Origin of the sequence: Methylobacterium sp. J-077, from assembly GCF_022829365.1 — a bacterium.
In the GTDB taxonomy this organism is placed as follows: Bacteria; Pseudomonadota; Alphaproteobacteria; order Rhizobiales; family Beijerinckiaceae; genus Methylobacterium.
This window is the reverse complement of the sequence record NZ_JAKSYJ010000027.1, coordinates 21,010-32,801: the sequence shown is the minus strand read 5'-3', so window position 1 is coordinate 32,801 and position 11,792 is coordinate 21,010. Positions and strand designations below refer to the sequence as shown.

General features: G+C 70.4%; 10 protein-coding genes. 4 read left to right on the top strand and 6 right to left on the bottom strand.

What is annotated here, in order from left to right; all coding sequences use genetic code 11:
- Positions 1 to 235: 235 nt before the first annotated feature.
- The gene (gene moaA, locus MKL11_RS01235) at positions 236 to 1,258 is read right to left on the bottom strand and encodes a GTP 3',8-cyclase MoaA (RefSeq protein ID WP_243939535.1); all 1,023 of its coding nucleotides are present in this window, start codon (positions 1,256 to 1,258) and stop codon (positions 236 to 238) included.
- A 117-nt stretch (positions 1,259 to 1,375) separates the two neighbouring features.
- Here moaA and MKL11_RS01230 point away from each other — a divergent pair, with 117 nt between their 5' ends.
- The gene (locus tag MKL11_RS01230) at positions 1,376 to 1,798 is read left to right on the top strand and encodes a gamma-butyrobetaine hydroxylase-like domain-containing protein (protein ID WP_243939530.1); all 423 of its coding nucleotides are present in this window, start codon (positions 1,376 to 1,378) and stop codon (positions 1,796 to 1,798) included.
- Between the two features lie 214 nt (positions 1,799 to 2,012).
- Positions 2,013 to 2,339, top strand: a complete 327-nt coding sequence (locus MKL11_RS01225; RefSeq protein ID WP_243939529.1) for a cupin domain-containing protein — start codon at positions 2,013 to 2,015, stop codon at positions 2,337 to 2,339.
- A gap of 49 nt (positions 2,340 to 2,388) precedes the next feature.
- Here the strand turns inward: MKL11_RS01225 and MKL11_RS01220 are convergent, their stop codons facing one another.
- Both MKL11_RS01220 and mdoH read right to left on the bottom strand, forming a co-directional pair.
- Positions 2,389 to 3,054 (bottom strand): L,D-transpeptidase, encoded by a 666-nt coding sequence (locus MKL11_RS01220; protein WP_243939528.1) that lies wholly within the window; start codon positions 3,052 to 3,054, stop codon positions 2,389 to 2,391.
- A 241-nt stretch (positions 3,055 to 3,295) separates the two neighbouring features.
- The gene (gene mdoH / locus MKL11_RS01215; protein ID WP_243939527.1) at positions 3,296 to 5,236 is read right to left on the bottom strand and encodes a glucans biosynthesis glucosyltransferase MdoH; all 1,941 of its coding nucleotides are present in this window, start codon (positions 5,234 to 5,236) and stop codon (positions 3,296 to 3,298) included.
- A 310-nt stretch (positions 5,237 to 5,546) separates the two neighbouring features.
- On the opposite strand from mdoH, the gene MKL11_RS01210 reads away from it, so the two are divergent.
- The gene (locus MKL11_RS01210) at positions 5,547 to 7,043 is read left to right on the top strand and encodes a glucan biosynthesis protein (RefSeq protein WP_243939549.1); all 1,497 of its coding nucleotides are present in this window, start codon (positions 5,547 to 5,549) and stop codon (positions 7,041 to 7,043) included.
- 194 nt (positions 7,044 to 7,237) lie between these two features.
- On the opposite strand, the gene MKL11_RS01205 is transcribed toward MKL11_RS01210, so the two are convergent.
- The 3 genes from MKL11_RS01205 to MKL11_RS01195 form a co-directional block, all read right to left on the bottom strand.
- A complete protein-coding gene (locus MKL11_RS01205) occupies positions 7,238 to 7,438 on the bottom strand; it encodes a hypothetical protein (protein WP_243939525.1) in 201 nt (66 codons plus the stop codon).
- Positions 7,439 to 7,560: 122 nt separating this feature from the next.
- A complete protein-coding gene (gene zwf / locus MKL11_RS01200) occupies positions 7,561 to 9,033 on the bottom strand; it encodes a glucose-6-phosphate dehydrogenase (protein WP_243939523.1) in 1,473 nt (490 codons plus the stop codon).
- A gap of 392 nt (positions 9,034 to 9,425) precedes the next feature.
- Complete coding sequence (locus tag MKL11_RS01195; RefSeq protein ID WP_243939520.1) at positions 9,426 to 10,268, bottom strand: SDR family NAD(P)-dependent oxidoreductase; 843 nt, start codon at positions 10,266 to 10,268, stop codon at positions 9,426 to 9,428.
- 251 nt (positions 10,269 to 10,519) lie between these two features.
- On the opposite strand from MKL11_RS01195, the gene MKL11_RS01190 reads away from it, so the two are divergent.
- Positions 10,520 to 11,704: an endo-1,4-beta-xylanase gene (locus MKL11_RS01190; protein WP_243939518.1), complete on the top strand. Its 1,185-nt coding sequence runs from the start codon at positions 10,520 to 10,522 to the stop codon at positions 11,702 to 11,704.
- Positions 11,705 to 11,792: the final 88 nt, after the last annotated feature.

Genomic DNA, 11,792 nt, shown 5'->3' with positions numbered 1-11,792 from the left:
TCGCTTTGCTCGCGAAGGACGAGGCAGCATGAAGCGTGCGGTGGCGTGTGAAGGCCGCGACATGCCCCCTCTCCCGTGCGGGATAGGGCTGGGGTGAGGGATCAGGTCCATCCGGAGAGGTCGCACCCCTCACCCTGTCCCTCTCCCGCACGGGAGAGGGGACCCGCGACGCCTGCTCCCACGGCATGATGGCAACCTGTGTTGCCGGTAGCCTTACGAAGGAGCGCGCGTTGCGCTACCCCCCCGTCACGCTCATGTGCCGCGGCACCGCGGCCGGGCGCTGGCGCTCGATGACGAAATCGTGGCCCTTCGGCTTGCGGGTGATCGCCTCGACCACGGCGGCGGCCAGCACGGCATCGTCCGGGGAGGCGCGCAGAACCGCCCGCAGATCCGCCGAGTCCTCTTGGCCCAGACACAAATAAAGCTGGCCGGTGCAGGTCAAGCGCACCCGGTTGCAGCTCTCGCAGAAATTGTGGGTCAGCGGCGTGATGAAGCCGAGCTTGCCGCCGGTCTCCTCGACCCGGACGTAGCGCGCCGGGCCGCCGGTGCGGTCGGGCAGCGGCGTCAGGGTGTAGCGGCTCTCCAGGCGCTGCCGGGCCACTGAGAGGGGCAGGAACTGGTCGATCCGGTCGGCCTCGATTTCGCCGAGCGGCATCACCTCGATCAGGGTCATGTCCATGCCCAGCCCGTGGGCCCAGGCGATCATGTCGGGGATCTCGTCGGCGTTGACGTCGCGCAACGCCACCGCGTTGATCTTGACCTTCATGCCGGCCGCCCGCGCGGCCGCGATGCCGTCGAGCACCACCGGCAGGTCGCCCCGGCGGGTGATCGCCCGGAATTTTTCCGGGTCCAGCGTATCCAAGGAGACATTGATCCGGCGCACGCCGAGGCTCGCCAACTCGTCGGCGTAGCGCGTGAGCTGGGTGCCATTGGTGGTGAGCGTCAGTTCCTCCAGCGCGCCCGAATCGAGATGGCGCGACAGGCGGCGGAACAGGTGCATGATGTCCCGGCGCACCAGCGGCTCCCCGCCGGTGATGCGGAGCTTGCGCACGCCCCGGGCGATGAACACGCCGCAGAGCCGGTCGAGTTCCTCCAGGGTCAGCAGGTCGCGCTTGGGCAAGAACTGCATGGTCTCCGACATGCAGTAGGCGCAGCGCAGGTCGCAGCGATCCGTCACCGAGATGCGCAGATACGAGATCGCCCGCTGGAACGGGTCGATCAGCGGCGCAGGCGACGGCGCGCGGGGTGCGTCGGCCATAAACCCCTGCGGCGTGCTGGAGATGTCATCGAGCATGATTGAGCATATGATGCCCGATACGGTCGTGGGCAAGCAGCACCCGGGCCGCAGCCCCAGGATGCTTGAGGAGTGTGACCCGTGAACGAGGATCTGTGGCCGACCGAGATCCGCCTGTCGGCCGACCGGCGGGTGCTCAACGTCGCCTTCGAGGACGGGTCGCGCTTCGCCCTGCCGGCCGAGTACCTGCGCGTGTCGAGCCCGTCGGCCGAGGTGCAGGGCCATTCGCCCCTGGAGCGCAAGGTGATCGGCGGCAAGCGCGCGGTGGCGATCCTGGCCGTGGAGCCGATCGGCAACTACGCGGTCAAGCTCGGCTTCGACGACATGCACGACACCGGCCTCTACGGCTGGGGCTACCTGCATACCCTCGGGCGGGAATATGAGACCCGCTGGACCACCTACCTCAGCGAACTCGCCGAGCGCGGCCTCGACCGCGAGACCGCGCGCACCGCTCCGGTGAAGCAGACCGGGGGCTGCGGCTCGGGCTCGTGCGGCTGCCATTGAGAGGGGCCGCGTCCGCACCACGGCTTCGCACGCCGCCGTCCTCGCGAGCGGAGCGAAGCAACCCAGCAACCACACCGGCCAAGGTTGCGCTACCCTGGGTCGCTTCGCTCCGCTCGCGATGACGGCATGGGTCAACTCGCGCCGCTGAGGAGGCCGAAAGCTTGCATCGTCGTGACGGCACGCCGATTGATCGACCGCTTTCCCCGGAGCCACCATGGCCTTCGCCTGCACCATCCCCGCAACGCCCACGATCCAGCAGGACGACGCGGCGGTCCGCATCACCCGCTGGGATTTCGCGCCGGGCGCCGTGACCGGCTGGCACGAGCACGGCTGGCCTTATTTCGTGGTGATGCTGGTGGACGGGATCCTGCGCGTCCACGACGGCGCCGCCGTCAGCGAGACGGCGCTCGCGGCCGGCCAATCCTACATGCGTCCGGCCGGCATCCGGCACGACGTGATGAACGGGTCCGAGCACCCGATCGCGTTCATCGAGATCGAGGTGAAGCGCCCGGACACGCTGGTGACGCTGCCGGCAGCCTGAACGCAAAAGGGCCGGCCTCGCGGCCGGCCCTCATCAAAAAATCCCAAAATCAGCGCTGGACGACGACCTTCGTGCCGACCTTGGCGTGGGTGTAGAGATCCATCACGTCCTCGTTGGTCATGCGGATGCAGCCCGAGGACACGGCGGTGCCGATGGTCTCCGGCTCGTTGGAGCCGTGGATCCGGTAGATCGAGCCGCCCAGATACATGGCGCGGGCGCCGAGCGGGTTCTCGATGCCGCCCTTCATGTAGCGCGGCAGGTCGGGCCGGCGGCGCAGCATGGTCGACGGCGGACGCCAATCCGGCCATTCGCGCTTCATCGTGATGGTCTGGACGCCGCCCCAGGTGAAGCCCGGACGGCCGACGCCGACGCCGTAGCGCAGGGCCTGGCCGCCGCCGAGCACGTAGTAGAGCCGCCGCTCGGCCGTGGAGACCACGATCGTGCCGGCGCCGTAGGGGCCGTTATAGGCCACGGTCTCGCGCGGGATCGCCGACATCTGCGGCACGGCCGCGTCTGCAGTCAGCGGGTCGGCGGGGTTGAGGGAGGCGTTGGCCACCGGCACCGCGACCGTTTCGATAGCCTGCGGGCGCACCCGCACGGAGAGCGCGTCGTTCAGCGGCTGGCGGGTCAGCGGGTCGATCTCGTAGGCCAGCGCCGGCGCGGCGCAGGCGGCCACGCCGATGAGCCCTACGAGGGCGGGAAGGAAACGACGCATCAAAGCCTCTCGGGGCAGGCGCGGAATGAGTTGGGAACGCGGCGAATTACCGGGACACGATGCCGTGCCGATCCTCGCCAAGGGGTAAACGCTCGCGTCTCAAATCCAAGCCTGAAACCGCCATGCTTAGCCGGTTCCGCCCCTCCGTGACTCGATGGCAACACTGTGGCAGCTTGGCCGTCATCGCGCGATGGGCCGGGCGGGTCGGGCGTGTTCCGACCCGCCCGGCTTTCAAAAAAACTCACGCCTCGTCGGCGGCGAGCCAGATGGCCGGCGTTAGCGGCGCCGTGCGGACCGAAGCTGCGGCGGCCGGCAGGCCGCGGATCTGGGTCAGCTCGGCCAGCTCCGGCGCCTGCGCGGTGTCGTCGGCGGTGAGGAAAAGGCCCCGGGCCCTCGCGGCGCGGCCGAGATCGGACCGGCTGGTCCAGACGCTCTGGGCCGGGCTCGCCAGCAGCGCCAGCGCCAGGGGCGCCAGCCACAGGCCGAGCCAGGCATCGCCGGCCCAGACCAGGGCGAAGACGATCAGCGCCCCGACCACCACGGCATCGGCCTGGAGCCGGAACGCCTCGGCCCAGGAGACCTGCCGGTCGTCGCGGTCCTGGGTCTCCCAGCGCACAACCCGGCCCAGGAAGGTCGAGACCACGGCGCCGGCGGTGAACAGGGTGAGCACAGGCCACAGGAACACCCAGACGACCTGCTCCAGGGCGGCGCTCGCCAGCAGCGCCCGGGTGCCGCCGAAGGCCGCCCGGCGGGTCGGCGAGACCAGGACATGGCCGAGGCTCAAGACCTTGGGAAAAGCCAGCACCGCGAGGCTGAGGGCGGCGAGACCGTGGGCCGCCGCACCGTGCCCGGTCAGCCCGTAGGCGAGCAGGCCAAGGTCGCCGGTCCGGGCCGCCTGCCAGGAGGCTAGCCCCAGGAAGACGATCCAGAGCGGCAGCATGCCGTAGGCCAGGATGCCGACCGCGAGGTGCCAGCGGCTGGCGGCGTGCAGCCCCGCCCAGGGCAGCACCCGCAGGTGCTGGAGGTTGCCCTGGCACCAGCGGCGCTCGCGGCCGAGCAGGTCGACGAGGTTGGTGGGCATCTCCTCCCAGGTGCCGCCCATCTCGGGCAGCAGGCGCACCTCCCAGCCGGCGCGGACCATCAGGGCACCCTCGACGATGTCGTGGCACAGGATCTCGCCGCCCAGCGGTGCCCGGCCCGGCAGGACCGGGAGCTGCGCGTTCTCGGCAAAGGCCTCGATCCGCAGGATGGCGTTGTGGCCCCAGTAGCTGCCCTCAGGGCCCTGCCAGGTCTCGAGGCAGCGCAAAGCCAAGGGCGCGTAGAGGCGCACGGCGAATTGCTGGACGCGCGCGAACAGGGTGTCCCGGCCGGCCGCGTAGGAGACGGTCTGGATCAGGCCGGTGCGGGGGCTCTCGTCCATCAGGCCCACGAGCCGGGTCATGGCCGCGCCGGTCATGAGGCTGTCGGCGTCGAGGACGATCATATAGGCGTAGTCCGCGCCATGGCTGCGGCAGAACGCGCCGATATTGCCGGCCTTGCGGCCGGTATTCTCGGTCCGGCGCCGATAGCGCATCCGCGGCAGGGCCGGGTCGGCCTTCGTCCAGGCCTGGATGCGGGCGAATTCGTGCTCCTCCACGGCCGCGATCGCCCCGTCCCGGGTATCCGAGAGGACGAAGATGTCGATGTCGTGCGCGTCCGCTCGTGCGAGCGAACGGGCCATCACTCGCAGCCGGGCGAATACCGCCACCGCGTCCTCGGCGTGGATCGCCACCACGGCGGCGGTGCGGCCGGAGCTTGCAGCTGGGACTTCAGCGGCCTCGGAGCGGCGCTCCAGAACCGATCTCGCCCGGTCGCCGAGGATGGCGGCGACGAGCCCGTAGACGTATTGGCAGGCGACGAACGCCTGCCAGCCCATCACCAGGCCGAACAGGACCAGGATGGCCCAGGCCAAGGGGCTGGCGCCGGCCGGGTAGGCGCGCTCCGCCAGGCATGCGAGACCGCCGGCGGCGGCGAGGCTCGGGATCGCCAGGGCGAGGCGCCGGGCCAGCAAGGCCCGCCTGCCAACGGCCCAGGCCTCGGGTTCGAGCGCCATGGCCGGAGTATTCATGAGCTGGGGATCGGGAGCGCCCGGATGGGCGTTCCGGTGCGGCCGCTCGGCGGAGGGGGTGACCCGTGAAGACATGGTGCGAGGAACTCGACCGTGGAAGGCTGTCGGCTGCCTCGCCGCGTGCGGGCGGGAACCGATGAGCGTGGACACCGATGATCGGGGTGAGGACACGCAGCCGACCCGGCCGCACAGGCAGCCGGAGGCCGAACGGATCGATCCCCCCTCCCGACGCCGCGTTCTCAAGACCGTCCTGACCGCGACTGCCGGCAGTATTATACCTAGCGCTATCGATCTGAATGGCGCCCGAACATGGGCCGGGGCGGCGCTTCAGCCGCAGGGTCCGGCTTCCGGCAGCCCGCGGGACGGTGCCGTGAACGCCGGTGCGATGACCTTCGAGACCCTGTCGGCCGAGGCCGAGCGCCGCGCGGCCGCGCCCTACGCGGCGCCCCCCACGGAGCTGCCGCCGGCGCTCGCCAGGCTCGACTATGACGGCTATCGCCACATCGTCTTCCGGCCGTCCGAGAGCGTTCCTCTCGGACGGCATTTCAGCGCGCAGCTGTTCCACCGCGGCTTCCTGCAGCGCAAGCGCGTGGCGCTCTATCTGCAGCCGCGCGGCGGATCGGCCCGGGAGATCCCCTACCAGAGCCGGCTGTTCGATTTCGGCGGACGGCTCGCCGGCCAGAGTTTTCCGGCCGATCTCGGCTTCGCCGGGTTTCGCCTGCACTACGCCTTCCCGGAAACGCCAGCCTGGCGGCCCACGGGCTTCCAAGAGGAGTTTTTGGTCTTTCTCGGCGCCTCTTATTTCCGGCTGCGCGCAGCTGGCCAGGAATACGGGCTCTCGGCCCGAGGCCTCGCCATCGGCACCGGCGCTCCGGAAGGGGAAGAGTTTCCCGACTTCGCCGCCCACTGGCTGTGCGAGCCGGAGCCGGAGGCGCGCAGCCTCACGGTGCTGTCGCTCCTCGACAGCCCGAGCGTCTCCGGTGCCTACCGGTTCGTGATCACCCCAGGCGACCCAGCCCGGATCGCCGTCACGGCGGCGCTCTATCCCCGCAGGCCGATCGCGCAGCTCGGGCTCGCGCCGCTCACCAGCATGTTCCTGTATGGCCAGAACGGACCGGGCGCCCGGGGGGCGAAGCCGTTCGACGATTTCCGCCCGCAGGTACACGATTCCGACGGGCTCTGCGTCGCCACCGCGGCCGATCGGCTGTGGCGGCCCCTGGTCAACGGTCGCAAGCAGCCGCAGATCTCGGCGTTTGCGGCCAAGCCGCTCTCGGGCTTCGGGCTGCTCCAGCGCGAGCGGAGCTTTGCCGCCTATCTCGACGTGGAGGCGCGTCAGGAGGCCCGACCCGGCCTGTGGGTCGCGCCCGGTCCGGAGGGGGCCTTCGCGGAGGGCGCGGTGCAGCTCTACGAGATCCCCTCGGCGGAGGAGTACATGGACAACATCGTGGCGGCCTTCGTGCCGGCGGCGCCTGTGCAGCCCGGCACCGCCCTGCAACTGGCCTACGGCCTGACGACCGTGGGGGCGGAGCCGGCGGACGCGATGCCGCAACCGGATTTGGCCCGGGTCACCACGACCCGGTTCGGCTCGGCCGAGCGCCTGCGTCCGACCGAGCCGCCGAACCCGGCCCGGCGGCTCTGCGTGATCGATTTCGAGGGGCCGTCGCTGCCGAAGGGCGCGGACGAGACGATCGCCGCGGAGGTCTCGGCCAGCGCCGGCACCCTGCACGAGCCGGTCGCCAACGTCGTGCCGCAGACCGGCGGCTGGCGCATCTACGTGGAATGGCGCCCGCCCCAGACGATGCCGGCGGGCGATGTCGTCCTGAGGGCTCGGCTGGTGCGCGGGACGACCCCGTTGAGCGAGACCTGGGACGCTATTGTTTGACCAACGGCGTTGGCACACCGGCGGACGTAGGCCGCAACGCGCCCCCCTCTCCCGAACGGGAGAGGGTTGGGGTGAGGGATCAGGACTTTCCGGAGAAGTCACACCCCTCACCCCGTCCCTCTCCCTCCAGGAGAGGGGACCCGCGCCCGTCCGGCAAACGGATTGTGGCTGGTGGGGGGCGGTCTAACTCCCCGTCAGGCGCTGCGCCGCTCGCGCTCCAGGCGTTTGGCGAGGCGGGTGGCGCCGTAGACCTCGCTCAGGCGTCGGCGTGCGGCGGTGATCGGCGGCGCCTGCCGCTCGACATGGGCGGCCGCGATGACGCGCAAGGCGGAATCGACCGAGCGCTCCAGGCAGCGTTCGGCCGAGACGGCGAAGTCCTGCTTCGAGTCCAGCATGTGTCGATCCCTCGTGCGAGGCCGGACCCGCCCTCTCGCGGGGCGGTGACCGGCGGCAGGGGTAGATTCCACACCCGGCTTGACCGTATCAAGGCAGCTTGGCCTTAAGCGACGAAGCCGCGTTACCGCAGCTCCTCGTGCCAGGTCCGGCCGTCGCGTTCGATCAGCGCGATGGCGGCGGTGGGTCCCCAGCTTCCGGCGGGATAGGGCCGCGGCGCCTCCGGGCGGTCGGCCCAGGCCTTGAGCACGCCGTCGGCCCAGGCCCAGGCGGCCTCGACCTCGTCGCGGCGCATGAACAGCGTGGCGTTGCCCCGGACCACGTCCATCAGTAGGCGCTCGTAGGCGTCGGGGTAGCGCTGCTTGAAGGTCTCCTCGAAGGAGATGTCGAGATCGGTGGGGCGCAGGCGCAGGCCGCCGGGGCCGGGATCCTTGGTCATCACCTCGAGCTTCATGCCCTCCTGCGGCTGCAGGCGGATGACGAGGCGGTTGGGCTCGCGGCCGAATGCCTCCTCAGGGAAGATCGAGAACGGTGAGGCCCGGAACTGCACCACGATCTCGGACAGCTTCTGCGGCAGGCGCTTGCCGGTGCGCAGGTAGAACGGCACCCCGGCCCAGCGCCCGGACTGCACTTCCAGCTTCATCGCCACGAAGGTCTCGGTGCGGCTCTCGTGGCCAAGCTCGGTCAGGTACCCCTCGACGGGCTTGCCGTCGACGGCGCCCGCCACGTACTGGCCGCGCACGGTCACGGTCTGGATGTCGTGGGCAGTGATCGGCTTGAGGGCGCGCAGCACCTTCAGCTTCTCGTCGCGCACCGAGTTCGCTTCGAGGTTGAGCGGGCTCTCCATGGCGGTGAGGCACAGCAGCTGCAGCATGTGGTTCTGCAGCATGTCGCGCATGGCGCCCGAGGTGTCGTAGTAGCCGGCCCGGCCCTCGACCCCGACCGTCTCGGCCACGGTGATCTGGACATGGTCGATCACGTCCGAGGTCCAGAGCCGCTCGAAGATGGTGTTGGCAAACCGCAGGGACAGCAGGTTCTGCACCGTCTCCTTCCCGAGATAGTGGTCGATCCGGAAGATCTGCGATTCGGGGAAGACCTCGCCGACCGCGTCGTTGATCGCGCGGGCCGATTTCAGATCCTTGCCGATCGGCTTCTCCAGCACGACCCGGGACTTCTCACCGACCAAGCCGTGCGCGGCGAGGTTGCGGCAGATCGAGCCGTAGAGGTCGGGCGAAGTGGCGAGGTAGTAGGGCCGCACTTGGTCGGGCCGCTCGTCGAGCTTGGCGACGAGGTCGGCCCAGCCGCTCTCGCCGGCCCCATCCACCGCCACGTAATCCACGTGGTCGAGGAAGGCGTGGAGCGCGTCCTCCGTCAGGTCGGTGGCGGGCACGAAGCGCTTGAGCGCGTCCCGGGCATGCTCGCGGAACGCGTCCGTCGACAGGTCCGAGCGCGAGGCGCCGATGATGCGGCTGGTCTGTGGGATCTGCCCGTCCCGGAACCGGTAGAACAGGGCCGGCAGGAGTTTTCGCGCCGTGAGATCGCCGGTGGCGCCGAACACGACGCAGTCGAACGAGGCGACGGGGATGATCGTGGCCAAGAGTGCGGCTCCCTGGTGTCGTGCGCGGTTGCGATGCGGCAACCGCGCCGCACTGACCTAACCTGGGTGCAAACCCTTCGCCAGACGAGGGGCTGCCGTCAGGAAGGTCCGCGGCGCATATCTCCGGCTGGGGGCTGAACGGCGGCTCGGTCCGATACAGACCCGTCATTGCGAGCGCAGCGCAGCAACCCAGGGCTCCGAGCAACACATCGTTTCGTTCGCCGGAACGGACGAGAAGAGTCGCAGATAAGACGCGAGGGAAAACGCCCCCACCAGCTATGACGCTGCCCCAGAGCGGGATTTCGGCACGATCCGTTTTCCGACCCCGCTTGAAAACATCTTTCGTCGCAGAGCCCTGGGTTGCTTCGCTGCGCTCGCAATGACGGTGGGGATCACCCCGCCATGAACCGCTTGAACGCCTCCAAAAAATCCGGGTGCCAGCGCGACAGGGCCGGCCGATTCTCGATGATGTCGCCGGCGGCCCATGCGATGCGCTTCTCGTCCTGCGCCCGGGTGGTCTCGTTGTCGGGGCAGATGATGTAGAAGTCGCCCGCCTCCAGCCGCTCCAGCATGAAGGTGATGGTCTCCTCCGGCGTCCAGGCGCCGGCCGGCTTCTCGGCGACGCCGCGGGCCCTGGTCAGCCCGGTATAGACGAAGCCCGGGATCAGCAGGTGGGCGGTGGTCCGGCAGCCCGCGCGGTTGCGCAGCTCGTGGGCCAGCGCTTCGGTGGCCGCCTTCACGGCCGCCTTCGAGACGTTGTAGGGCGCGTTGCCGGGCGGCGTGGTGATGCCCTGCTTCGAGCCGGTGACGATCACCGCCCCGGGCTTGCCCCCCGCGATCATGCCGGGCGCGAAAGCGTGGATGCCGTTGACCACGCCGCCGAGATTGGTGGCGAGGATCCGGGTCCAGGTCTCGGCGTCGGAGAAGAGTTTTCCGCCGGCCTCGATCCCGGCATTCAGCATCACCACGGCCGGGGGCCCGGCCTTGGCGCTATGGGCCGCCAGGGCCTCCACGGCCTCCCGGTCCGAGACGTCGGTCGGCACCGCCCGGACCTCGACGGCGGCGAGCTCGGCCACGGCGCGGTGGGCCTCCTCGAGGGCCGGGCCGGGGAGGTCGGCGAGCCAGACATTCATGCCGGCCCGCGCGAAGGTTTTGGCCGCCGCGAGCCCGATGCCGCTCGCCGCCCCGGTGACGACCGCGCTGCGGCCCGGGCTGATGGCGGGGTGCTGGCTCATGATTTTTGTCCTTGGCTAGATGGTGTCCCGAAGATGGGGCGAGTCGGGGCCGAAGGCGAGTTGGGGCGCCTATGGGCTTCGCGCGGCGCGGCAAGCGGGATCCCCTCGCTCCGCTTGCGGGGAGAGGGGATCCGGCCTGCGCTGGAGATGTTTGAAAAATCGAATTCCCTGGCGGAGAGACGTATGTTCGGCAGCTTGCTTCATCCGTTGGAGATCTCTGTCCCTGCAAGCCCACGCTCAAAGGACCCGGCATGATTCCACCCCCCGGCCTGCCGAGCCGCCGCGCGCTCCTCGCCGGGGCCGCCTGCGCCGGCCTCGCCACGGCGGCGCGGGGCGCGCCCTCCGGCTTCGGGCCCCTCGGCGAGCCGTCCTGGTCGGCCGACAGCCTGCAGGCGGCGGCCTCGGCCAAAGGGCTGCTTTACGGCTGCGAAGTGCCGTTTCACCGCTTCGATTCGACCCCCGCCTATCGGCAGGCGGTGGCGCGGGAATGCGGGATCCTGGTCTGCGGCACCGAGATGAAGATGGAGGAGGTGCTGCCGGCCCCCGGCCGCACCGATTTCACTCGGGGCGACGCGATCCTGCGCTTCGCCCGGAGCAACGGCCAGCGGATGCGCGGGCACACACTGGTCTGGCACGCGGCCCTGCCGCCCTGGGTCGCGCCGCTGCTCGGCCGGGCGAGCCCGGTCCAGGCCGAGGATTTCATGCGGCGCTGGATCGAGACCGTGGCCGGGCATTACCGGGGGCAGATCGTCGCCTGGGACGTGGTCAACGAGATTTTGGGCAACGAGGCCGATCCCGACCGGGGCGGCGGCCTGCGCGAGTCCCCCTGGCTCGCCGCGATGGGGCCCGGCTACGTCGACCGCGCCTTCCGGATCCTGCACGAGACCGACCCGGCAGCCGCCGGCACCTGGAACGAGGACGCGGTGGAGCAGGGCGCGCCCTGGATGGAGGCCAAGCGCACCAAGGTGCTGCGCCAGCTCGAGGCGATGCGGTCGCGCGGCGTGCCGATCCGGCGGTTCGGGCTGCAATCGCACCTCACCGGCACGGTCCCGATCGACCAGGCCCAGCTGCGGCGCTTCCTGCACGAGATCGGCCAGATGGGTCTGGGGATCGCGGTCACCGAGCTCGACATCGACGACCGGGCCTTCCCGTCCGACGTGGCGACCCGCGACCGGATGGTGGCCGACTTCGCCCGGCGCTACCTCGACGTGGTCCTGGCCGAGCCCGCCCTGCTCGACGTGCTCACCTGGGACATCTACGACCCCGACACGTGGCTGAACGACCACCCCTACCGCAAGCGGCCGGACGGCCTGCCCCAGCGGGCGCTGCCGCTCGACGCGCAGTTCCGACGCAAGCCACTCTGGCACGCGATGCAGGATTGCTTCCGGGCGGCGCCGGATCACACGGCCGCGCGCGAAAAACTCAGGCGGGGGTGATGCCGGTTCGGCTTTGTCTGTCGTCAGGAGCCAGCGGCGTCGCCGGAGGAGGCGCGGGTCCCCTCTCCCGGGCGGGTGAGGGACAGGG

Excerpts from the sequence above, each read along its gene's own strand:
- MKL11_RS01195 (WP_243939520.1), bottom strand. The coding sequence starts at position 10,268 with ATGAGCCAGCACCCCGCCATCAGCCCGGGCCGCAGCGCGGTCGTCACC.
- MKL11_RS01225 (WP_243939529.1), top strand. The coding sequence starts at position 2,013 with ATGGCCTTCGCCTGCACCATCCCCGCAACGCCCACGATCCAGCAGGAC.
- MKL11_RS01205 (WP_243939525.1), bottom strand. The coding sequence starts at position 7,438 with ATGCTGGACTCGAAGCAGGACTTCGCCGTCTCGGCCGAACGCTGCCTG.
- MKL11_RS01220 (WP_243939528.1), bottom strand. The coding sequence starts at position 3,054 with ATGCGTCGTTTCCTTCCCGCCCTCGTAGGGCTCATCGGCGTGGCCGCC.
- mdoH (WP_243939527.1), bottom strand. The coding sequence starts at position 5,236 with ATGTCTTCACGGGTCACCCCCTCCGCCGAGCGGCCGCACCGGAACGCC.
- moaA (WP_243939535.1), bottom strand. The coding sequence starts at position 1,258 with ATGGCCGACGCACCCCGCGCGCCGTCGCCTGCGCCGCTGATCGACCCG.
- MKL11_RS01210 (WP_243939549.1), top strand. The coding sequence starts at position 5,547 with ATGACCTTCGAGACCCTGTCGGCCGAGGCCGAGCGCCGCGCGGCCGCG.
- MKL11_RS01190 (WP_243939518.1), top strand. The coding sequence starts at position 10,520 with ATGATTCCACCCCCCGGCCTGCCGAGCCGCCGCGCGCTCCTCGCCGGG.